19 protein-coding genes and 1 pseudogene are annotated in these 22,063 nt (G+C 69.6%); 9 read left to right on the top strand and 11 right to left on the bottom strand.

From position 1 onward, the window contains the following. Positions 1-114: pseudogene (locus ACGFSA_RS15985) on the bottom strand (IS5/IS1182 family transposase); the annotation flags it as partial. A 327-nt stretch (positions 115-441) separates the two neighbouring features. Here ACGFSA_RS15985 and ACGFSA_RS15980 point away from each other — a divergent pair. The 3 genes from ACGFSA_RS15980 to ACGFSA_RS15970 all read left to right on the top strand — a co-directional run bounded on the left by ACGFSA_RS15980 (position 442) and on the right by ACGFSA_RS15970 (position 1,870). Next, entirely contained in the window at positions 442-570 is a 129-nt protein-coding gene (locus ACGFSA_RS15980; protein WP_393304517.1) for a hypothetical protein, read from the top strand. Further along, positions 567-1,088, top strand: a complete 522-nt coding sequence (locus ACGFSA_RS15975; protein WP_393304515.1) for a transposase — start codon at positions 567-569, stop codon at positions 1,086-1,088. Before ACGFSA_RS15980 ends, ACGFSA_RS15975 begins: the two co-directional genes overlap by 4 nt. Positions 1,089-1,195: 107 nt before the next feature. Continuing rightward, positions 1,196-1,870, top strand: a complete 675-nt coding sequence (locus ACGFSA_RS15970) for a DUF6445 family protein (RefSeq protein WP_393304513.1) — start codon at positions 1,196-1,198, stop codon at positions 1,868-1,870. Positions 1,871-2,445: 575 nt separating this feature from the next. Here ACGFSA_RS15970 and ACGFSA_RS15965 read toward each other — a convergent pair. Continuing rightward, on the bottom strand, positions 2,446-2,661 hold the full coding sequence (locus ACGFSA_RS15965; protein WP_037690105.1) for an EF-hand domain-containing protein: 216 nt from the start codon (positions 2,659-2,661) through the stop codon (positions 2,446-2,448). A gap of 143 nt (positions 2,662-2,804) precedes the next feature. Here ACGFSA_RS15965 and ACGFSA_RS15960 point away from each other — a divergent pair, with 143 nt between their 5' ends. Then, on the top strand, positions 2,805-3,443 hold the full coding sequence (locus ACGFSA_RS15960) for a GNAT family N-acetyltransferase (RefSeq protein WP_393304511.1): 639 nt from the start codon (positions 2,805-2,807) through the stop codon (positions 3,441-3,443). A 30-nt stretch (positions 3,444-3,473) separates the two neighbouring features. Here ACGFSA_RS15960 and ACGFSA_RS15955 read toward each other — a convergent pair whose 3' ends face one another. From ACGFSA_RS15955 to ACGFSA_RS15935, 5 genes are all read right to left on the bottom strand, one after another. Then, positions 3,474-4,670, bottom strand: coding sequence for a beta-propeller fold lactonase family protein (locus ACGFSA_RS15955; protein ID WP_393304509.1), 1,197 nt, complete (start codon positions 4,668-4,670; stop codon positions 3,474-3,476). Beyond that, a complete protein-coding gene (locus ACGFSA_RS15950; protein ID WP_393304507.1) occupies positions 4,670-5,476 on the bottom strand; it encodes a polysaccharide deacetylase family protein in 807 nt (268 codons plus the stop codon). The genes ACGFSA_RS15955 and ACGFSA_RS15950 overlap by 1 nt, the downstream gene beginning before the upstream one ends. A 424-nt stretch (positions 5,477-5,900) precedes the next feature. Next, positions 5,901-6,416 (bottom strand): ATP-binding protein, encoded by a 516-nt coding sequence (locus ACGFSA_RS15945; RefSeq protein WP_393304505.1) that lies wholly within the window; start codon positions 6,414-6,416, stop codon positions 5,901-5,903. A 250-nt stretch (positions 6,417-6,666) separates the two neighbouring features. Then, a complete protein-coding gene (locus tag ACGFSA_RS15940; protein WP_366133366.1) occupies positions 6,667-7,434 on the bottom strand; it encodes an enoyl-CoA hydratase-related protein in 768 nt (255 codons plus the stop codon). 87 nt (positions 7,435-7,521) lie between these two features. Next, positions 7,522-8,775, bottom strand: a complete 1,254-nt coding sequence (locus tag ACGFSA_RS15935; protein ID WP_393304503.1) for an Ig-like domain-containing protein — start codon at positions 8,773-8,775, stop codon at positions 7,522-7,524. Between the two features lie 631 nt (positions 8,776-9,406). Between ACGFSA_RS15935 and glgX the strand changes: the two genes are divergently transcribed. Continuing rightward, complete coding sequence (glgX, locus tag ACGFSA_RS15930; protein ID WP_393304529.1) at positions 9,407-11,575, top strand: glycogen debranching protein GlgX; 2,169 nt, start codon at positions 9,407-9,409, stop codon at positions 11,573-11,575. Between the two features lie 17 nt (positions 11,576-11,592). Here the strand turns inward: glgX and ACGFSA_RS15925 are convergent, their stop codons facing one another. Genes ACGFSA_RS15925 through ACGFSA_RS15910 form a run of 4 tightly spaced genes read right to left on the bottom strand, consistent with a single transcriptional unit; the run spans position 11,593 to position 15,266 of the window. Beyond that, entirely contained in the window at positions 11,593-12,243 is a 651-nt protein-coding gene (locus ACGFSA_RS15925) for a response regulator (RefSeq protein ID WP_393304501.1), read from the bottom strand. Positions 12,244-12,262: 19 nt separating this feature from the next. Next, positions 12,263-13,561, bottom strand: a complete 1,299-nt coding sequence (locus ACGFSA_RS15920; protein ID WP_393304499.1) for a sensor histidine kinase — start codon at positions 13,559-13,561, stop codon at positions 12,263-12,265. A gap of 24 nt (positions 13,562-13,585) precedes the next feature. Then, positions 13,586-14,362 carry an ABC transporter permease gene (locus tag ACGFSA_RS15915; RefSeq protein ID WP_393304497.1) on the bottom strand — a complete coding sequence of 259 codons (777 nt, stop codon included), beginning with the start codon at positions 14,360-14,362 and terminating at the stop codon, positions 13,586-13,588. A 1-nt stretch (position 14,363) separates the two neighbouring features. Beyond that, on the bottom strand, positions 14,364-15,266 hold the full coding sequence (locus tag ACGFSA_RS15910) for an ABC transporter ATP-binding protein (protein WP_393304495.1): 903 nt from the start codon (positions 15,264-15,266) through the stop codon (positions 14,364-14,366). A gap of 182 nt (positions 15,267-15,448) precedes the next feature. Between ACGFSA_RS15910 and ACGFSA_RS15905 the strand changes: the two genes are divergently transcribed. The 4 genes from ACGFSA_RS15905 to ACGFSA_RS15890 all read left to right on the top strand — a co-directional run bounded on the left by ACGFSA_RS15905 (position 15,449) and on the right by ACGFSA_RS15890 (position 22,023). Next, positions 15,449-17,293, top strand: coding sequence for an ABC transporter ATP-binding protein (locus tag ACGFSA_RS15905; protein ID WP_393304493.1), 1,845 nt, complete (start codon positions 15,449-15,451; stop codon positions 17,291-17,293). Beyond that, on the top strand, positions 17,290-19,293 hold the full coding sequence (locus tag ACGFSA_RS15900; RefSeq protein WP_393304491.1) for an ABC transporter ATP-binding protein: 2,004 nt from the start codon (positions 17,290-17,292) through the stop codon (positions 19,291-19,293). The genes ACGFSA_RS15905 and ACGFSA_RS15900 overlap by 4 nt, the downstream gene beginning before the upstream one ends. A gap of 479 nt (positions 19,294-19,772) precedes the next feature. Continuing rightward, positions 19,773-21,806 carry a M4 family metallopeptidase gene (locus tag ACGFSA_RS15895; protein WP_393304489.1) on the top strand — a complete coding sequence of 678 codons (2,034 nt, stop codon included), beginning with the start codon at positions 19,773-19,775 and terminating at the stop codon, positions 21,804-21,806. Positions 21,807-21,897: 91 nt separating this feature from the next. After that, complete coding sequence (locus ACGFSA_RS15890) at positions 21,898-22,023, top strand: hypothetical protein (protein WP_393304487.1); 126 nt, start codon at positions 21,898-21,900, stop codon at positions 22,021-22,023. Positions 22,024-22,063 lie beyond the last annotated feature (40 nt).

Below are 22,063 nucleotides of genomic sequence, written 5' to 3'. Positions count from 1 at the left end.
AGTGCCCTTGCGGGTCCTGAGCTGCTCGCGGTGCCCGCGCAGCAGCTTCGCGAGATGCTCGGCGGTTGCCCTGCGGACATCGAGCACGGCGGTGTAGGTGATACTGGACGCCACGTGGAGCCTCTGGTTGTACGGAACGTTTCTTCGCAGACCCGTTCCTACCAGGGGCTTCACTCATGTCTGACGCCGAGTCACCATCCCGCCGTCCAGCATCATCACGCGCCGCAACTGTCAGGTTGCCGAGAAGACTTCAGTAAACGGGTTTCCGCCAGACTCATCCCGGGCCAAAAAGTAAGTGCGTTGTGATCAACCGAGCAGTGTTCGAAGCAGCCGCCGTGGGTGATCATTCGGTCACGGGTGCTATCTGCGGGATGCGCATGAACGAACGGGCCCCTCGGTAGAGACGCGGTTGAAGTCGGCCGATCTCACCAAGGAGTCCCGTTGCCACGCCAGTTCACCACCGACGCCGACGGCGAGTCCACTCCGCTCACCCCGGAGTGCGACTGCTACGTCCACCAGTTCGGGGCGATCGCGCCGGGGGCAGGCTGCGCCGGTATCCGCGCGACATGACGGACGCGGAGTGGGCCGAGGTCCGCGCAGCGATGCCTGTGCCGGCATGGCTGGAGGGCCGGGGCGGGCGGCCGGAGGAGTACTGCCACCGCGAGATGATCGACGCGGTGCGCTACCTGGTCGACAACGGCGTCAAGTGGCCGGTCATGCCCGCAGATTGCCCCTGGTGGCGGGCCGTCTACGATTTCTTCCGCCGTTGGCGGGGCTACGACTACGTCCACGAACTGTACGAACGCCTGCGCCGCAGCGCGCGCACGCGGCGTGGTCGAGGCGCCGAGCCGAGTGCGGGGATCATCGACTCCCAGTCGGTGGACGGCTCCGAGACCGTCGGCGAGGACAACCGCGGATACGACGGCGGCAAGAAGCGCGACGGGCGCAAGCGCCACGTCCTGACCGACAGCGAGGGCCTGCTGCTGCAGGTGACCGTGACCCCGGCCGACGTGCCCCCACAGCTGCGGGACGGGTTGTACGAAGCGGCCCACACCCTGGCCGACGTGTACCGGCCCAGGAGTTCCTGAGGAGCCGAGGACCGCCCTCGGGGGGGCCTGCGCATGGGACATTCTTGCCGGAAGATTGACCCTTTCCGTGGCGAGCGGCCGGACGAGGCCCCGCTACGTTCCCTCCCATGCCCTCAACTCCTGCTTCTCTCCCGGTGCTTCCCTACCGCAAGCCGACTCGCGGACGCGACTACTGGGTGCTGGACGACGTGCTGCCGGACCCGGAAGCCGTGCGGGAGCGCTGCCTGGACCGGGACGACTGGGCGGAGGGCTATCCGGCGAAGCCGGAGAGCTGGCCGGGGCTGCGCGCCATGCCCGCGCTGGAACCGGATGAACTGGCGCGGGTGGAACGGCTGGTGAGGAGGACAACCGGCGCCGGGAAGATCTGGGCCGAACGGCCCTCCGGCGGCGGCACGTTCAATCACAACTGCGTCCAGGTCGTCGGCGAGGGCGAGTGCGAGTCGCGTCCCCACACCGATTCGCGCACGCTCTGCCGTTACGCCGCGGTGCTCTATCTCAACCCGAAGGTGCCCAAGGACTGCGGGACCAGCTTCTACCGCCAGAGTCTGCCCGGCGGCTCGCTGGGCGGGAACCAGGTGATCGCGCCGCACAACAACCTCGTCGACGCGCTGGGCACCCGTTTTGTGGCGCCGGATTCCTTCACCGAGGACATCAGGGTCCCGCACCGCGCCAATCGGTTGCTCCTCTACTCCGCCAACATGATTCACAGCGCCACCGGCTACTGGGGCCGGACTCTCGAAGAGAAGCGGATGACGGCGGTCTTCTTCTGGATGGCCGGCTGACCACGCCGCCACGCCTGCCCCGCCCCGCCCCGGGTCACAATCGGCTTCCCTCGGCCACGCTCCAGGGGTTCACTGGACGTGACGAGTGGTGACGCGATCGCCATCGCGGCGCGGTCCGCCGCCGAGAGCCCACGCACGGGCGGAGCGGTACACCCGCCCCGACCTGATGGAAATCGACGAGCAGCACGCCCTGTCCCGGAACTTCGCCGCCTGACCGCACGAGCCCGGAGGGCTGGATCCAGCCAGTCGGGCAATGTTCAACCGAAGCAGTCGTCCAGGGGCGCCGACTCGTCACCGGCGCCCCCTCAGCGGCAGGGCGCACAGGGCCGGCGCCCAGCCGAGCCGGACCTCGCCCGACTCTGCGGAACGACCGGTGAGTTCGGCGATCCGGCCGATCCGGCTGAGGACCGTGTTGCGCCGCGGCTGTCCGAGGATGCCGCGGCCGCCGCGGGCCGGGCAGGTGCGTGAACGGATCCGCCCCGTCGCCGCTCCGGCGGACGCCGTCCGCCCGGAGGGTTGAGCGGCCAGTGGTCCGGCGGACCCCGGCCGGGCAGGGCCAGGGGTCCCTCCGGCGATCAGCCCTTGTTCTGGGCAGCCCAGAACTCGTCGAAGGTGAGGAGACCGTCACCGTTCGTGTCGTGGGAGTTGATGACGGCCTGGGCCACCGGCTCGGTGACGTAGGGGTCACCCAGCTGAGCCATCACGCTCTTGTACTCGGCGGCCGAAATCAGACCGTCGCCGTTCAGGTCGTACCGCTCGAACGCCTTGCGCGCCGACTCGATGTCCGCCACTGTTCCGCCCCTTCGTCATACCTAACTGATAGGGGTCAGATTAACGGGCGCGAGGGAGACCGATTGCGGCGGCCGGTCGTCGATCATGGGTGGGGTGTCCGCGGACGGCGGACCGGACCGGGAACCCGGGAGGGGAACACTTCATGACCGACGCACTGGCGCGGATCCTGACGGCTGCCGCAGACGGGCGGTTCCCGCCACCGGACGGGTCCACGACCGTGGTGGCACAGCCGAACGCACGGGACGCCGGGGTGCTGGCATTCACCGCGCACTCGGTGGTGTTCACCGACGAGGATCCGGACTGGGTACGGGCCACGCTGGCCGACACCCCGGGCGACGCGCTCGCCGCGACGATGAATCCGCACTTCCTGGGCGCGCTGCTGGCCCGTACCGGACGCCACATGAACACCATCGATCTGCTGACGGTCGCGGGCGCGCTGCTGGGCGAGCCGGAGATCGGGCTCCGCGAGATCGAGGACCCGGAACACCCGAGGGTGGCACGGGCGATGAAGTTCCGCGACGAGGTCCGGGTCTGGGCCGCCGACGGCGGGGTGCTGATCCTCGGCCGTGGGGTCGCCGGGCGCTGGGAGACGGCGATCGAGGTGGCGGAGGAGGCGCGCGGCCGTCGGCTCGGGGAGCGCCTGGCGCGGGCGGCCCGGCACCTGGTGCCGGACGAGGTGGTGTGGGCGCAGCAGTCACCGGGGAACGCCCGCAGTGTGCGGACGTTCCAGGCGGCGGGCTACCGGCCGGTGGGCTCGGAGGCGCTGCTGGTCGCGGGCTGAGCTCCTCTGAGTCACGGACTCTGCGGCGGGTCAGCGGAAGACGCCGGTGTGGCCGAGCGAGTAGCGGCCCGGCTGCGGATAGACGGCGAGTCCGTGCGGTCCGCTGCCCACCGGGATCCGGGCGAGCTGCTTTCCGGTGGACGTGTCGATCGCGTACACCTCGGCGTTGTAACGCCCCGACAGCCAGAGGACCTTGCCGTCCGACGAGACACCGCCCATGTCCGGGCTGCCGCCGTTCGGCAGGTGCCACTTCTTCGTCAGCTTGTTCCGTGCGAAGTCGAAGATGGAGATGGTTCCTTCGCCGCGGTTGGAGATGTACATCACCTTGGAGTTCCGGCTGACGTACAGCCCGTGGGCCCCCTTGCCGGTGGACAGCAGCTTCGGGGTGGTGAACTTCTTCCCGTCCAGCACCCACATGCCGTTCGCGATCATGTCCGCGATGTAGAACCTGCTGCCGTCCGGCGACAGCTTCACGTCCTGTGGCATGGCGCCCTTGAACGGCAGCCTCTGCTTGCCGACGATCTTCATCTTCGCCGTGTCGACCTTGAGGAGTTCGCCGGAGAACTCGCAGGAGACGATGAAGTACCGGCCGTCCATGGAGAAGTCGGCGTGATTGACGCCTGCGCAGTCGACCGGAACGGTCTTGGCCGTCTTCATGGTGTGGGCATCGCGGAAGACCAGCTCACGGTCCTTCGAGGCCATCACGACGGCGTACTTGCCGTCCGGCGTGAAGTACAGGTTGTACGGGTCGGAGACGGGGACCGTCTTTCCGGGCTTCCCGGTGGCCGGGTCGATGGGCGTGAGACTGTTGCCGAGGTCGTTGTTGACCCAGAGCGTCTTCAGGTCCCATGACGGGACGACGTGCTGCGGCTGGTGCCCGACCGGGATGGTCTTGATGACCTTGTACGTCTTCGGATCGATCACCGACACCGTGTTGGAGTTGGTGTTGGGTACGTAGATCCGGGCCGGGAAGTCCTTGACGGCCGGCGACATCTTTCCGGGCCGGTCGGCCGCGTACACGTCCTTGGGATCGAGCACCGGCGGCATCCCGGCGAGTCCGGGCGACGTGGCGCGTCCGGGGGCGGCTTGCTCCGGGGTGGCGTCCCCCTGGGCCGGCCGGGGTGTGGCGGCCTCGGTCGTCCCCTTCTCGGCGGGGGTGCCACAGCCCGTGAGGACGGCGATGAGGATGCCGCCGAGCAGGGATGCGGTGCGCGTGGTGGTGAGCATCAGGTCAGCAGCTCCGTGGTCGTCACCGCGCGCAGTCCGCGGCGGTCGATTTCGGTGAGGAGGACCGGCAGTGCGGCGACCGTGTCCGCGTAGCCGAAATGCAGGCTCACCACCGATCCGTTGCGGATCTCCCCGGCGACCTTGCGGGTGACGGCCGCGGCGCCGGGAGAGGTGAAGTCGAGGGAGTCCACGTCGTACGAGAGGACGTGCGGGTAGCCCGCCCGGCGGGCGAGGCGCTGGACGAGCGGGGTGGCGTACCGGGTGCGCGAGGGCCGGAACCAGGTGCCGATGGAGCCGGTGAGCCGGCGCAGCCGTTGGGCGCAGCCGGTGATCTCCGCGTATGCCTCGGCCTCGCCCATCGCCGAGATGTCGGCATGGTGCTGGGTGTGGTTGCCGAGGTCATGGCCGCCGTCGAGGATCCGGCGGGCCATGTCGGGGTGCTCGTCGAGCCAGCTCCCGACGGCGAGGACGGTGATCCGGGCGTGGGCCCGTTCCGCCTCGGCGAGCACGGTCCGGGCGATGGCGGGGTCGCCCTGGCCGTGGAAGGTGAGGGCGACGCGGGCGCGGTGACGAGGACCGTGGTCGATCTGGACCGGCTGCCCGGGGAAGCGGTGCGGGGCGGGTGCGGGGCGCGGGGGCTTCGCACCCCCGGAGGTCGTCGCGGGGGTGGAGGCCGGGGTCTTCGCCGAGGTGTTGACGGCGCCGCGTTCGTCCGTACATCCCGCCGCAAGGACGCCGGCCAGGGCCGCTCCTGCGCCCGCGCGCAGTGTGCTGCGGCGGTGCACCGGCGTCTCGGAGGCTTTCATGGGCAGAACAGTAGGTGTGAAATGTCGGGAAGATAACAATCACTCGCGTTCGCACCCCTTCCCGGACCACGCGGGAAGTGCTGCCAATGGCTCAATTAATCGATGATTCACTCGCCGAACCACATAATCATTCATGCATTTCCAGGCCAGTGACCCATCACACCTGCGATTCGACGCCAAAGAGTCACGATGTGACCAAATTTATCCGTTTAGCCCCTTTGGACCCAGGGTCGCCCATCTGCCATAGTCGGTTCCACGACCCCCATTGACCCGGGCCAGGTCGTCCACAGCGGCCGTGAACACACCCCCCATTTCACGGCCCCGCACAGAAGCCCCCGCAGCGCCGCACCACGGCCGACCGGGGGCTTCTGTGCGTCGTGCCGGGTGTCGCCACAGAGGGCGCGGGGACGGGGGCCGGATCGGCTCAGCGCTCGGAGATCCGCATCTCGAACCAGGTGGTCTTGCCCCGCGGCAGCAGATCCACCCCCCAGCGGTCGGAGAGCTTGTCGACGACAAAGAGCCCGCGGCCGCTGATGTCCATCTCCTGGACCGGCATGAGGCACGGCAGCCCGCGCGAGGGGTCGCGCACCTCGATCCGGATCCAGCCGGGACGGCGCAGCATCCGCAGCCCGAAGACGCGCGCGCCTGTGTGCCGTACCGCATTGCCGACGAGCTCCGAGACGAGCAGAACGGCATGCTCGGCAGTCTGCGGGGAAAGCGCCCACTGACGCAGCACCACGAAGGAGGTGAGCCGCCGGGCGGTGGCCGCGGACTCCGGACGGGAGAGCAGCAGGACTTCGTCCTCCGCCGGATTTCCGGACACCTCCAGCGCCTCGAACGCCCGTTCGTCCTCGACGGTCGGCATCCAGCGTGCCGCAGTCGCGCCGCCGCGTTGCCGCGGCTGTTCCACACCCTCCAGGCCCGCCATGCCCACCATCATGGCCGCACGGCGGGCGTTCCGGGGCCGTTCCGAAGGAATCCCCGCCCCCGAACAAGGCATTCCGTAGTGGTCGGTAGGCATATGCCAGCGGCATATGCGGCGCTCGATACTGCCGCCGGCCTACGCGTATGCCCTGTCCGAGCGAGGTTGCCCCGGTCGGCGGCGCACTGAGCCTCAAATTTCTCCCAAGGCTCAGCTAATCCGCTCGTACGGATGAATCCGTGTCAGCCTGTGCCCACCTGGCCTTCGGTCAGAGGAACTTGGCCTTCCCCGGACCCTCTTCGACAAAGCTGCGCATACCGCGCTCACGGTCCTCGGTGGCGAACAGGCCGGCGAACCAATTCCGCTCGATCGTGAGACCGGTGTCGATGTCCGTCTCCAGCCCGGCGTCGACCGACTCCTTCGCCGCGCGCAGCGCGAGAGCCGGCCCCTTGGCCAGCCGGGCCGCCCAGGCGTATGCCTGCTCGTACACCTCGGCCGCGGGCACCACACGGTCCACCAGACCGATCGCCAGCGCCTCTTCGGCCTTCACGTGACGGCCGGTGAAGATCAGGTCCTTGGCCTTGGACGGGCCGACCAGCCGGGCCAGCCGCTGGGTACCGCCCGCGCCGGGAATCAGGCCGAGCAGGATCTCGGGCTGTCCCAGCTTGGCGTTGTCGGCGGCGATCCGGAAGTCGGCGCAGAGCGCCAACTCGCAGCCGCCACCGAGCGCATAACCGGTGACGGCGGCGACGACAGGCTTGGGGATGCGGGCCACCGCGGTGAAGGAGTCCTGCAACGCCTTGGACCGTACGACCATCGCCGTGTGGTCCATCGCCTGCATCTCCTTGATGTCCGCGCCCGCCGCGAACACCTTCTCACCGCCGTAGAGGACGACGGCGCGCACATCGTCGCGCCGGGTCGCCTCCTCGGCGAGTTCACGCAGCCGGTCCTGGGTGGCGACGTCCAGGGCGTTCATGGGCGGACGGTCCAGCCGGATCGTGCCGACGCCGTCGCTTGCTTCGAGGGTTACGGTCATGAGAGGCAGGTTAACCGTCGCTAACGACGGTGGGCCCGGTGCTGTTGGTCACAGCACCGGGCCCGCCGTCATCTCGTGCTTCGCGAACTACTTGGTCCACTCCGCCCAGGTCATGTTCCAGCCGTTGAGCCCGTTGTCCGGCTGGATGGTCTTGTCGCGGGAGTTCTTCACGATCACGACGTCGCCGATGAGCGAGTTGTCGAAGAACCAGGCAGCCGGGGTCTTCTTGCTCCAGGCGCCGCGCACGTCCTGCAGACCGACGCAGCCGTGGCTGGTGTTGGTCGAACCGAAGACATAGGGCGCGCCCCAGTAGTTGCCGTGGATGAAGGTGCCCGACGTGGACAGACGCATCGCGTGCGGCACGTCCTTGATGTCGTACTCGCCGCCGAAGCCGACGGTGTCACCGTTCATCCGGGTCACCTTGAGCTTCTCGCTGATGACCATCTGACCGTTGTACGTGGTGGTCGCAGGGGCGCCCGCGGAGATCGGGATGTTCTTGATCTGCTTGCCGTCACGGACGACCTTCATCCGGTGCGTGCTCGCGTCGACATGGCTGACCTGGCTGCGGCCGATGGTGAACGAGACCGTCTTGGCCTGCTCGCCGTAGACCCCCGGGCGTCCCTCGACGCCGTCGAGGTTGAGCTTCACGGTCACCTTGGTGCCCGCGGCCCAGTACTTCTCCGGACGGAAGTCCAGGCGGTCGTTGCCGAACCAGTGCCCCTCGACCTGTACCGCCGGCTCCGCCGTCACCTTGATGGCCCTCTCGACCGCTTCGGGGTCGGTGATACCGCGGGTGAAGTGGATCGAGACCGGCATGCCGACGCCGACCGTGGAACCGTCCTCCGGCGTGTACTGCCCGATGAAGGTGTTCTTCGGAACCAGTGTGGTGAACGTGGTGTCCTTGGCCGACTCGCGGCCCTTGGCGTCCTTGGCGATCGCGTGGACCGTGTACTTCGTCGCCGCGGCCAGGTGCCGCTCGGGCTCCCAACTCACGCCGTCCGCCGCGATCTTGCCCTCGACCTCGACGCCCTTGGGGTCCGCGACCTTGACCGTGGTCAGCTTGCCCTGCTCGGCGGAGATCTTCAGCGCCCCGCTGGTGGCGACCGAGCCGGCACCGTCCTTGGGCGCGACGGTCACCACCGCCTGCGAGGCGGTCGTGTCAGCGCTCCTGCCCCCGCCGCTTTCCCCGCCCTTGTCACCGGCGTCGGTGTCTCCCCCGCCGCACGCCGTCACCAGCAACAGCAGCGCACCCAGTACCAGAGCCGGCAGTCCGGTGGTCCCCCGACCACGCCGTCCGTTGTCCGCCCCGGCCGATGTCCCCGATATCGGCTGCCCGTTCAATGTGGTCGTCTCCCCTCGCACGGCCTGGCCCCGCCATGGCCCCGGGAGCCTGCAGGCTCCTACCCCCCGCGCGGCACATGCGCGCTAGCGAAAGATAATCATACGGATCTTTGAGAGATCCCCCGTAGATGTCACCGTTCAGTCCCAAGTTGTCCCAGGACTCCACCAGGTGACGCCGGGTAAGGACGCGAGGATGACCGGCCGGCCCGTCCCCGTTCAGGCTGCGGCGGCCTCGGCTTGCCTTCGGTGAAGGATTCCGCATGGGTGCAGCCGGTCAGTACGGACAGCGCGGCCAGTACGGTGAACGGTCCTGCCCATGCCAGCGCGGTGACCGTGCTCGCCCCTGCCTTCTTCGCATGGTGGTTCACGTCCCCCAACAACCAGGGCCGGCCGGGGGAAACGTGAGTGCGGGCCTCGCCGTGGGCAGAACAGAGGGGAGGACCACATTCGGGGAGCCGCGGCCGGGACGCCATGCGCTCCTCTTCGGCGCCGGGTCCGATGAGCCGCGGGAGGCTGAGAGGTGTCGAGCGCAGCCGAGCAGGAGGCAGTCCGGGAGTCTGGCGGGAAGGTTCTGGAACGGACGTCGAAGGGGGCAGGGACCGAGACGGGGACCGGCCCGGCGCAAGACGGGCTGCTCGACGGCGGGCAGCGGCCGCCGGCCGTGTGGCCCGGTGCGCCGATGCCGCTCGGAGCCCGTTTCCGGGTGGGCCCGGACGGGGTGGCGGGCACCAACTTCGCGCTCTGGGCAGGCGGGGCCGAGGCGGTCGAGCTCTGCCTCTTCGACGAGGATGGGGACGAGACACGCCTCCCGCTGACCGAGCTGACCCATGAGATCTGGCACGGTTTCGTGCCGGGCGTACGGCCGGGTCAGCGGTACGGCTACCGGGTGCAGGGTCGCTGGGACCCGTGGACGGGTGCCCGCTGGAACCCGGCGAAACTGCTGCTGGATCCGTACGCACGTGCGGTGGACGGCTCGTTCACCCTGCCGGCCGAGGTCTACGGCCATGTGAGGGACTGGCCGCAGCAACAGGTCGCCGACACCGTCCGGGACGAACGGGACTCCGCTCCGTACGTACCGAAGGGTGTCGTCGTCCACGATGGCGACGACTGGGCGGAGGACCGGCGCCCCAAGACCCCGTGGGCCGACTCCGTCATCTACGAACTGCATGTGCGTGGCTTCACCAAGCGGCACCCGGAGATCCCGGAGGAGCTCCGGGGCACGTACGCCGGACTCGCCCACCCGGCGGCCGTCGGCCATCTGACCCGGCTCGGCGTGACGGCGGTGGAGCTGCTGCCGGTGCATCAGTTCGCCCACGAGGACCACCTGCTGAGGCGCGGACTGCACAACTACTGGGGATACAACTCCATCGGGTACTTCGCCCCGCACGCGGACTACTCGGCGAGCGGTACGGGCGGTCAGCAGGTCGGCGAGTTCAAGCGGATGGTGCGGGCGCTGCACGACGCCGGGATCGAGGTCATCCTCGACGTGGTCTACAACCACACGGCGGAGGCGAGTGAGCTGGGTCCGATGCTGTCACTGCGCGGCATCGACAACCGCGGCTACTACCGGCTCCAGTCCGACGCCCGGAGGTACACCGACTACACCGGCTGCGGAAACACCCTGCATGTGGTGCAGCCGCATGTGCTGCGGCTGATCACGGACTCGCTGCGGTACTGGGTCACCGAGATGGGCGTCGACGGCTTCCGCTTCGATCTGGCGGCGGCGCTGGCCCGCTCGATGCACGACGTCGACATGCTGTCCCCGTTCCTCGCGGTGATCGCCCAGGACCCGGTGCTGCGCCGGGTGAAGCTCATCGCGGAGCCATGGGACGTCGGCAACGGCGGCTACCAGGTCGGCGCCTTCCCGCCGCTGTGGACGGAGTGGAACGACCGCTACCGCGATGCCGTACGGGACTTCTGGCGCGGCGCCCTGCCCGACGTACGGGATCTCGGCTACCGGCTGACCGGGTCCAGCGATCTGTACGCGTGGGGTGGCCGCCGCCCGTACGCATCGGTCAACTTCATCACCGCGCACGACGGCTTCACGCTGCGCGATCTGGTCAGTTACGAGCAGAAGCACAACGAGGCGAACGGTGAGGGCAACCGGGACGGCACGTCGGACAACCGGGCCTGGAACTGCGGCACCGAGGGCGAGACCGACGACCCCGGGATCAACGCGCTGCGCCGCCGCCAGTTGCGCAATCTGCTCACCACCCTGCTGCTGTCGACCGGGGTGCCGATGCTGGTCGCGGGCGACGAGATGGGCCGGACGCAGGGCGGCAACAACAACGCGTACTGCCAGGACAACGAGATCGGCTGGCTGGACTGGTCGCTGCTCGACCAGCCGCAATGGCGGGAACTGACCGAACTGACGGCTCGGTTGCTCGCGCTGCGCCACACCCATCCGGTGCTGCGCCGCCGCGCCTTCTTCTCCGGCCGGCCGCAGGCCGCGGACGGGCTGCGGGACCTCGCGTGGTTCACCCGGCAGGGGACGGAGATGACGGAGGAGGACTGGTACGCACCGGCCGCGACGGTCGGGCTCTATCTCTCCGGGCGTGATATCCCGGGCCGGGACGCGCGCGGCGAACAGGTCACGGACGACAGTTTCCTGGCGATCCTGCACGCGGACCACCGGCCGAGCGGCTTCCGGCTCCCCGGGCCGCCCTGGGCGCGGAGTTACGAACTGGTCCTGGACACCTCGCGGGAGGACCAGGCCGGGGCACCCGGCACGGTCCACCGGGGCGGTGGGACCCTGACCGTACCGGCCAGGTCGGTGCTGCTGCTCCGGGTCAGGGAGTGAGCGTGAGGCAATGAGCGTCAGCCGAGGACGCCGCGGTCGTAGCCGATCGCGACGGCCGCGGCGCGGTCCTTGGCGCCCAGTTTCGCGAAGATGTGCGTGAGATGGGTCTTCACCGTTGCCTCGCTGATGAACAGTTCGGCGGCGATCTCCCGGTTCGAGGTGCCCTTGGCGACCAGTTCGAGCACCTCGCGCTCGCGAGCGGACAGCGCCTCGTGGCCCGCGGCGCCGGGGGCACGTACTCGCGAGACGAGCCGGGAGGCGACGGCGGGCGACAGCACGGTACGGCCGTCGGCGGCGGCGCGCACGGCGGTGAACAGCTCTTCGCGGGGTGCGTCCTTGAGCAGATAGCCGGTCGCGCCCGCCTCGATCGCGGGCAGCGTGTCGGAGTCGGTGTCGTACGTGGTGAGGACGAGCACCTTGGAACGGGCGCCGCGCCCAATGAGTTCGGCGATGGCGGCGACTCCGCCGCCGCCCGGCATCCGCAGATCCATCAGGACGACATCGGGGTCGAGCCGGGCCACGAGGTCGACGCCCTCCACCCCGTTCGACGCCTCCCCGAGGACCCGGAAGCCGGGGGCCGAGTCGAACATGCCGCGCAGACCGTCCCGTACGACGGGGTGGTCGTCGACGACGACGAGCGTGATGACGCGTGCGGGATCCTCAGCCATGGCAGGCCAACCGTACTGGTCATCGGCTGTGCTGAACCAGTGGCACCCGGGCGCAGACCGCCGTGCCGCGGCCCGGCTCCGTCTCCACCTCGACGGTGCCCGCGATGCGTTCGGCGCGGGCCCGCATGCCGCGGAGCCCGAAGCCGCCCGCGCGGCTGTGCGGCGGCAGGGCGGCCGGGTCGAAGCCGCGGCCGTCGTCCCGTACGTCCAGGGTGATCTCGTCACCCATGAAGGACAGGGTGATGCCGACCCGCGAGGCCCCGGCATGGCGGCCGACGTTGGCGAGGGCTTCCTCGGCGATACGGAGCAGGGTGGCGCCTATCTCGTCGTGGATCGGCTCGACGGTACCGGTGACGGTGAAGTCGGCCCGGGTCCCGTGGCGTTCCGCCCAGCCGATGACCGTCTTCTTCAGCGCGCCCGGAAGGTCGTCGTGCTCCAGTGCGGCGGGGACCAGATTGTGCACCGAGCGGCGCGCCTCGCCCAGGCTGTGCCGGGCCAGCGCGGCGGCGCGGTCGAGGTGCTGCCGGGCCAGTGCCGGGTCGGTGTCGGCAACCGAGGTCACCACCTGGAGCTGGGCGATGATGCCGGTCAGGCCCTGCGCGAGCGTGTCGTGGATCTCGGCGGCGAGCCGGCGCCGCTCGTCCGCGACGCCCGCCTCGCGCGCCTGGACGAGGAGTTGGGCGTGCAGGCCCGCGTTCTCGGCGAGGGCTTGTTCGAGGCGGGCGTTGGCGGACTCCAGTTCGGCGATGGTGTCGACCTGGGCGCGGTTCTGCTCGGCCTCCCGGTCGCCGATCTGGGCGAAGACCATGGTGAGGGTTGCGTGCAGGGTGAGGAGGATGCCGAAGGCGATCCAGTTCATGAGGTCGGCCGGCGGGAGGCCGCTGCCGGACTGCGAGCCCGCCATGATGACGGCGGTGGCGAGCAGGCCCGCCCGGACGGCCCGATCCGGGAGCAGCCGGCCCGCGTCGAAGTAGCCGAGCACCGCGAACATCGAGAAGAACGGGTTGCACCAGGTCAGCGCGAAGGCGAGCAACGTGCGGGCGACGAAGTAGAACTGCGCCGCCTTCGACCGTGGGGGAACCTTCGGCCTGGCGCGCCCCCACCAGAACTGGAGGACGAGCACCACCGGAACCAGCGCCGCGACGGCGTACACGTCCGAGCGGGACATGATGAGGCCGGCGGACACGACCGAGACCGTGGTGGCCAGGCCGAGCAGACCGTACGGCCCGTACCGGAAGAACCGCTCCCACCACTGCGCGGCCGTCGTCGCCCCGGCGGTGGATGCCTCTGCCGTTTCCGCCGTGTCCCCCGTGTCCATGGGTGAAGTCTCCCCCGGAACCGGTCACTCCCACCGGAACAGACGGGTCGCGAGCAGGGTCACCAAGGCCGCCCACAGCGCCATCACGGCCAGCTGGGCCCAGCCGGGCCAGCCGCCGGACGCCGCCCGGTCCAGTGCCTGGGAGGCCGCGCCGAACGGGGTGACCTCGACGATGCGCCGGAGGGTGTCGGGCATGGTCTGCACCGGGATCCAGACCCCGGCGGTGAACATCATCACGAGGTTGGCGACCGTGCCGATGGCGGAGGACGCCTTGGTGGTGCGCGAGAGCGCGCACAGCAGCGCGCCGAGGCTGAGGACGCTCGCGGTCGCCAGGAGCAGCGCCAGGACGTAGCCGAAGGGCTGTCCGGGCAGCCTCACGCCGAAGACGGTGCGGCCGACGGTCATCACCAGCGCGGCGGAGCCGAGGGCCGCGGCGCCGTGCAGGGCGATCTGCGCGGTGAGCAGGGCGGACGGCGGCACCGGAGTGGTCGACATCCGGCGCAGGATCCCGCGCTCGCGGTAGCCGGTGAGGATGGGCGGCATGGCCCCGATCCCAGCCATGATCATGGCGAGCAGCACCGACACCGGTACGTACAGATCGACGACGCGGCGGCCACCGAGCGCGTCATCGGGGTCCCGGAAGGACGGGATCAGGCCGAGGATCGTCAGCAGCGCGGTCGGGAAGACAAGGATCCAGAACAGGCCGCCGGGTTCGCGGAGGAAGAGCCGCGTCTCGGTCCTGAGCACCGCCGCCCAGGGGGTGGTCGCGGCCCGCGGCTTGGCCGGGTTCGCCGTGGTCATCTCAGGCCGCCTGTTCTGTGAGGTCGAGGAAGGCGTCGTCCAGAGTGGCCTCGGAGACACGGAGTTGGTGTGCCGTGACGCGGTGGCGGGCCAGCAGCGAGATCACCGCGTTGACCGTCTCGTCGGTGCCGTTGATGACGATCCGGCCGTCCTTCTGCTCGACGGAGACCGCCCCGGGCAGCAGGCCCAGCTCGGTGTCGTCGAGCGGCTGTGACGGCATGAAGGAGATGACCGTGGAGCTGCCTGCCTTGCTGATCAGGCCGGCTGGGGTGTCGAGGGCGACGACCTTCCCCTGGTCGATCACGGCGATCCGGTCGCAGAGCCGCTGGGCCTCCTCCATGAAATGGGTGACGAGAAGGACGGTCACGCCACTGTCCCGTACCTCTTCGATCAGCTGCCAGGTGTCACGGCGGGCACGCGGATCAAGTCCGGTGGTCAGCTCGTCGAGCACCACGACCCGTGGGTTGCCGACCAGGGCGAGGGCAATGGAAAGCCGCTGCTTCTGACCGCCCGACAGCTTGGCGAAGCGCGTGGTGAGCTCGGTGTGCAGACCGAGCCGTTCGGCCAGGGTCCGCCAGTCGGCGGGGTTCGAATAGAAGGCGCTGTACAGCTCCAGCGCCTCGCGGACCGTGAGCTTCGCCTGCAGCTCGCTCTCCTGGAGCTGGGCGCCCAGCAGTTGCGTCACTCGTCCGTGGTCGGCGACGGGGTCGAGTCCGGCGACCCGGACCGTACCGGAGTCGGGGATCCGCAGACCCTCGACGCATTCGACGGTCGTGGTCTTGCCCGCGCCGTTGGGGCCGAGAATCCCGAAGATCTCCCCCTCGTCGACGGCGAACGTCACGCCGTCCACCGCGGTGCGCCCGGCGTAGGCCTTGTGCACCGCGTTCACTTCGATGATTGCCATGGGTACGAGGGTCCCGTCCGGCGGGGCCGCGCGGCATCGGCCATCACGCTCGAAACGACATCAGCCGATCGGTTGACTCCGGGGTACGACCGGGCGGTCACGGGCCATTGGGGGGCGGGATGTCGACAGAGCGACGAAAACCGGATGAGCGATGTCAGTGGTGAACCGTAGGCTCGCCCCTGATGCCCGAAACACATGTAGAGCCCAAGGACCGGTCCGCCGCGAGCACCCTGCTGCGGCTGTGGCCTTACGTGAAGCCTGTACGTATCCGCCTGTCCGCGGCGGCGGCCGTGGCGATCGTCGCCTCCTGCCTCAGCCTGGTGATCCCCCTCGTACTGAAGTGGATCGTGGACGGCCCGGTCGCGCACCGTGATCCGGGCGGAGTCTGGCTCGGTGCGCTGTACCTGTTGCTGCTGGGCATCGCCGAGGCACTGCTCTTCGGGCTGCGGCGATGGCTGGTGGCGCGGCCGCTGGCGGGCGTCGAGGCATCGATGCGGGCCGACCTGTACCGGCATCTGCAACGGCTGCCGGTGGCCTTCCACGACCGCTGGCCGTCCGGGCAGCTGCTGTCGCGCGGAACCACGGACCTGATGCTGCTGCGCATGTTCCTGGCATTCCCCCTGACGTTCCTCCTGGTCAACGCCACCACCATCCTGGTCGGTTTCATTATTCTGCTGGTGCAGCAGTGGACGCTGGGCCTGGTGCTGCTCGTACCGGTCGTGCCGCTGGTGATTCTCTGCTCCGTCTTCGAGACGAAGTTCGCGGTGGTGGCACGCAAGGCCCAGGACCAGGTCGGCGATCTGACGACGGTCGTCGAGGAGAGCGTCCTCGGCATCCGGATCATCAAGGGCTTCGGGAGGAACCGAAGCCAGGCCCTGGCCTTCCGCGGCCTCTCGCAGCGACTGCGCGGCACCGAACTCGACAAGGCGCGGCTGCTGGCCGGCATCTGGGCCTTCATCACCACGATCCCGGAGCTGGCGATCGGCGCGGCGCTGGTTCTCGGCACGATCCAGGTAGCCGACGGAGATCTCTCGGCGGGCACGCTGGTGGCGTTCCTGTCGACCGCTCTCGCGCTGCGGTGGCCGGTCGAGTCGATCGGTTTCCTTCTGGCGATGAGCCAGGAGTCGGCGACGGCGACCGAGCGGTTCTTCGAGGTGATGGATGTGGAGGAGGAGCGCGAGACCGCCGCGGAGTCTTTCCCGCCGCCCTCGCAGCAGCACGCGGACGGCGGAATGGTCTTCGAGGGCGTCGAGTTCCGTTACCCCGACGCGGAGTCGGACTCCGTACCCGTGCTGACCCGGATCGATCTGCGGATCCGGCCCGGCGAGACGATGGCTCTGGTCGGGGCCACGGGATCGGGGAAGACGACGCTCACCGCCCTCGTACCGAGGCTGCACGACGCCACCGCCGGGCGGATCACGCTGGACGGCACCGACATCACCACCATGCGGCGCGAACAGCTGCGTGAGCTGGTGTCCGTGGCGTTCGAGGAGCCGACGCTCTTCTCGGCGAGCGTCGGGGAGAACGTCCTCATGGGCGCCGACGGCGCCGGCGAGGACGAGCTGCGGCGGGCGCTCTCGATCGCCCAGGCCGACTTCGTGTACGACCTGCCGGAAGGCATCCACACCCAGGTCGGCGAGCAGGGGCTCAGTCTCTCCGGCGGGCAGCGGCAGCGCCTCGCACTGGCCCGCGCCGTCGTCGGGCAGCCGCGCTTCCTGGTGCTCGACGACCCGCTCTCCGCCCTGGACGTGCATACGGAGACGCTGGTGGAGGCGGCCCTGCGGCGCGTGCTCGAGTCGACCACGGCCATCGTGGTCGCCCACCGGCCGTCCACCGTGATGCTCGCGGACCGGGTGGCGCTGCTGTCCGAGGGCCGGATCAGCGCCGTCGGCACCCACCAGGAACTGCTGCGCAGCAACGCCGAGTACGCCTGGCTGATGTCCGGCGCCGGGGACGCGCCCGTATTCCTGTCCCCCGACGGCCTGCCTGCCATGGACGTCCCTGCCGAGAAGGACAGCATCCGATGACCCATGCGACGACCGGACGCCCCGCGGGAGCGGGCGGCAGCGACGAGAACGAGCCCCTGAGCGGCACCGACGCAACCACCGGCACCGCGGACGCGGCCAGCGGCACGGGTACGGACACCCTGACCCGTGACCGGCCGGCAGCACGACCGGACGGCACCCCACCGAAGACGCCCGGGGCCGCTCCCGAACCCGGCTCCGCCTCCGGCGCCCAGGACCCCTTCGACCAGGACGACCTGCCCACTCCGCGCGGCGCGACCCGCGCCCTGCTGCTGTCCCTGCTCGGCCCGCACCGGGGCAGGGTGGTGGTGGCCGCGCTGTTCCTGCTGATCCAGCAGGTCGCGGTCCAGGCGGGCCCGTTGCTCGTCGCGTACGCCATCGACAGCGGCGTGCCCGCGTTCCGCGACAAGGACTACGGACCACTGATCGCCGTGGCCATCGGGTACGCGCTGTGTTCGGCCGGCGCGGGGAGCATGCAGTACGCGTTCATCCAGGCCTCCGCCCGGATCAACCAGGACGTGCTGCTCGATCTCCGGGGGCGGATCTTCCGTCATGCGCAGGCACTGAGCGTGGACTTCCATGAGCGCTACACCTCGGGTCGGCTGATCTCCCGGTCCACCACGGATGTGGAGTCGCTGCGGGAGCTGCTCAGCGAGGGGCTGCAGGAACTGATCGGCGTCGTGCTCTCCTTCATCTCCATCTCGTTGATGCTGCTGTGGCTGGACGTCGGTCTCGGAGCGGTCGCCGTCCTCTCGTTCGTGCCGCTGTATCTGCTGGTGCGGCTCTACCGACGGCGCGCCGGGGTGATCTACTCCGCCCGGTCGACAGCAATCGCGTCGGTCATCGTGAAGTTCGCGGAGACGATCAACGGGATCCGTCCTGTCCAGGCGTTCCGTCGCGAGCGCATCAACGACACAGAATTCGAGCGGCTCAACCTGCGGCACTGCCGGACGAACGGCGACGCGCTGCTGGAGATGGCGCGCTACGTGGTCGGCTCCCGGCTGGTCGCCAACACGGCGGTCGCCGGCATCGTGCTGTGGGGCGCGTACCGAGTCGCCTCCGGGACGCTCGCGCTCGGCGTGCTGGCCGCGGCCGTGCTCTACCTGCGACGGCTGTACGACCCGATCGACCGGCTCGGCATGTTCCTCAACTCCTATCAGTCGGCTGCGGCCTCGCTGGAGAAGATCGCGGGACTGCTGGCCCAGACCCCCACCGTCCCCGAGGCGCCGAACCCGCGGGAGCTGCCTGCCCGCACGGGTGAGCACCCGGGGCGGGACGTCGCCTTCGACTCGGTGAGATTCGCCTACCGCACGGGCGGCGAAGTGCTGCCCCGCTTCGATCTGACGATCCCGGCCGGGCAGACCGTGGCCGTGGTCGGCTCGACGGGTGCCGGGAAGTCGACGCTCGCCAAGCTGCTGGCCCGGTTCTATGACCCGACCGACGGCAGGGTGCTGCTGGACGGGACCGATCTGCGCGATCTGGCCACGCCCGAACTGCGGCGCGGTGTCGTGATGGTGACCCAGGAGGCGTTCCTCTTCTCGGGGACGGTCGCCGAGAACATTGCCATCGGCCGCCCGGAGGCCTCGCGCGAGGAGATCGAGCGGGCCGCGAAGGCGATCGGCGCGCACGACTTCATCAGCGGACTGCCCGACGGGTACGACACGGATGTACGCAAGAGGGGCGGGCGGATCTCGGCGGGCCAGCGCCAACTGGTCGCCTTCGCCCGCGCCCTGCTCGCGGACCCGGCGGTCCTGATCCTCGACGAAGCGACGAGCTCCCTCGACATCCCCGGCGAACGCGCCGTGCAACGGGCCATGGACACGGTGTTGCACGGCCGCACCGCGGTCGTGATCGCCCACCGGCTGTCGACCGTGGAGATCGCGGACCGGGTCCTGGTCATGGAGCACGGCCGGATCGTGGAGGACGGCTCCCCGTCCGAACTCATCGGCGGTACCGGCCGGTTCGCCGGGCTCCACCGCGCCTGGCGGGAAAGCCTGGCCTGACCCGCCGGCCGGCAACAACCACCGGCGTCGGCACCACCACACCGGGCGGAGGACCGGCCGGTGCGGCGGTGCCGCGCACCGGATCGGCAGCGGTGGGGCAGCTGCCGTTGCTTTACCTGGCCTTTGCTGCACGACAAGGACTGGCCCGTTCAGAACGAGCCACAATTCAAGACACTTTCGGCCGGTGGCCACGACCCCGCGCCGAACGGGCCGTTCGCACATGATGCGTTCGAGCTCAACCGGGCCCCGCTCTTCGAAATCGGCCGCTCCGGACCGTGTACACCCTCTCGGTAACGATCGGTGAAACGTCCGCTTAACGAACATGACCTTTCTGGCAACGGACGAATTCCGGCCAACTTGTTGACGCGGTCCTGACAGGAACGTCCATCTGCTGACACTCTTCCCACGTTCTGCGCACCGCCTGCTCTGCCCGGTCGGCTCACCCAGCCACCGGTACCCCCCTCGCAGAAGGAGTCCGCGTGAGATCCACGCCCAGCCGTCGTGCCACCGCGACCGGCGCTCTGATAGCCGCAGCAGCTCTCCTCGCCGTCGGAGTCCAGACCGGTACGGCCACGGCCACTCCCGGCAGCGCCACCGCGGCGGCGGCGACCGCCGGCGCCAACCACGGCGCACTGGCCAAGAAGCTCACCCCGTCCAAGCGCGCCGAGCTGATCAGCGAGGCCAACGCGAGCAAGGCGGCCACGGCCAAGGAGCTCGGTCTCGGCTCTCAGGAGAAGCTCGTCGTCCGGGATGTCATCCAGGACAACGACGGCACCACGCACACCCGTTACGAGCGCACCTTCGCCGGGCTTCCGGTGCTCGGCGGCGACCTGGTCGTCCAGGAGACCAAGGCCGGGGCGACCAAGAGCGTCACCAAGGCGTCCAAGGTCAGCAGCGGTCAGCTGAAGGCCGTGGACACGACGGCCGATGTCGCGCCCGCCGTGGCCGAGAAGCAGGCACTCGGACTCGCCAAGGCCGACGGCTCCAAGAGGACCGCGGCCGACCGGGCACCCCGCAAGGTGGTCTGGATGGCGCAGGGCAAGCCGCAGCTCGCCTACGAGACCGTCGTCGGCGGACTCCAGGAGGACGGCACCCCGAACGAGTTGCACGTCATCACGGACGCGGCCAGCGGCGCGAAGCTGTACGAGTGGCAGGCCATCGAGAACGGGGTCGGCAACACCGAGTACAGCGGTCAGGTCACCCTCGGTACCGCGCCCTCGTACACGCTGACCGACACGGGCCGCGGCAACCACAAGACGTACAACCTGAACCACGGCTCCTCCGGCACCGGGACGCTGTTCTCCAACTCCACCGACGTGTGGGGCAACGGCACCCCGCAGAACGCCGAGACCGCCGCCGCGGACGCGCACTACGGCGCGGCCGAGACGTGGGACTACTACAAGAACGTGCAGGGCCGCACCGGCATCCGGGGCGACGGCGTCGGCGCGTACTCCCGCGTCCACTACGGCAACAACTACGTCAACGCGTTCTGGAGCGACAGCTGCTTCTGCATGACCTACGGAGACGGCAGTGCCAACGCCGCACCGCTGACCTCCCTCGACGTGGCCGCGCACGAGATGACGCACGGTGTCACCGCCGCCACCGCCAACCTGGTCTACAGCGGCGAGTCCGGCGGCCTCAACGAGGCGACCAGCGACATCATGGCCACCGCGGTCGAGTTCTACGCCAACAACGCCTCGGACGTCGGCGACTACCTCATCGGCGAGAAGATCGACATCAACGGCGACGGCACCCCGCTGCGCTACATGGACAAGCCGAGCAAGGACGGCGCGTCCAAGGACGCCTGGTACTCCGGCATCGGCAACGTCGACGTCCACTACTCCTCGGGTCCGGCGAACCACTTCTTCTACCTGCTCTCCGAGGGCAGCGGCGCCAAGGTCATCAACGGGGTCTCGTACAACTCCCCCACCTCCGACGGTCTGCCCGTGACCGGCATCGGCCGCGACAAGGCCGCCCTGATCTGGTTCAAGGCGCTCACCACCAAGTTCACCTCCACCACGAACTACGCGGCGGCCCGCACCGGTACCCTCGCCGCGGCCGGTGAGCTGTACGGCACGACCAGCGCCGAGTACAACGCGGTCGCCGACGCCTGGGCCGGCATCAACGTCGGGGCGCGCTCCGGCGGCGGCACCGACCCCGGCCCCGGCACGGTCTTCGAGAACACCACCCCCGTCGCCATCCCGGACCGCGGCGCGGCCGTCACCAGCTCGGTCAACGTCACCGGCATCACGGGCAACGCGCCCAGCACCCTCAAGGTCGGCGTGGACATCACCCACACCTGGCGCGGTGACCTGGTCATCGACCTCGTCGCCCCGAACGGCACGACGTACCGCCTGAAGAACGCCTCGATCTCCGACTCGGCGCCCAACGTCCAGACGACGTACACGGTCAACGCGTCGGCCGTGGCGGCGAACGGCACCTGGAAGCTCAAGGTCCAGGACCTCTACTCGGGTGACACCGGCAAGATCAACAGCTTCAAGCTGACCTTCTGAACCCAGCACCGCATTCCGAGAACGTGATGCGGTGGTCCCGCCCGGGAGGAGCTCTCATTCCTCCCGGGCGGTTCGCCGTGGGGTGAGCCGCGTGATCAGGCTGCTGCTTGCCGACGACGAAAGCACGATCCGCGCGGGTGTCCGGGCGATCCTCGCCACCGACCCCGCCACCGAGGTCGTCGCAGAAGCCGGGACCGGGCACTGGGATCGGGAGTGAGCCGCTTCGTCCTACGTCCGGCGGACCCGGCACCCCGCAG

The sequence above is a fragment of the Streptomyces sp. NPDC048496 genome (assembly GCF_043200055.1).
GTDB lineage: Bacteria > Actinomycetota > Actinomycetes > Streptomycetales > Streptomycetaceae > Streptomyces.
The sequence above is the reverse complement of the archived record's forward strand: the minus strand, read 5'-3'. Positions and strand labels throughout refer to the sequence as shown.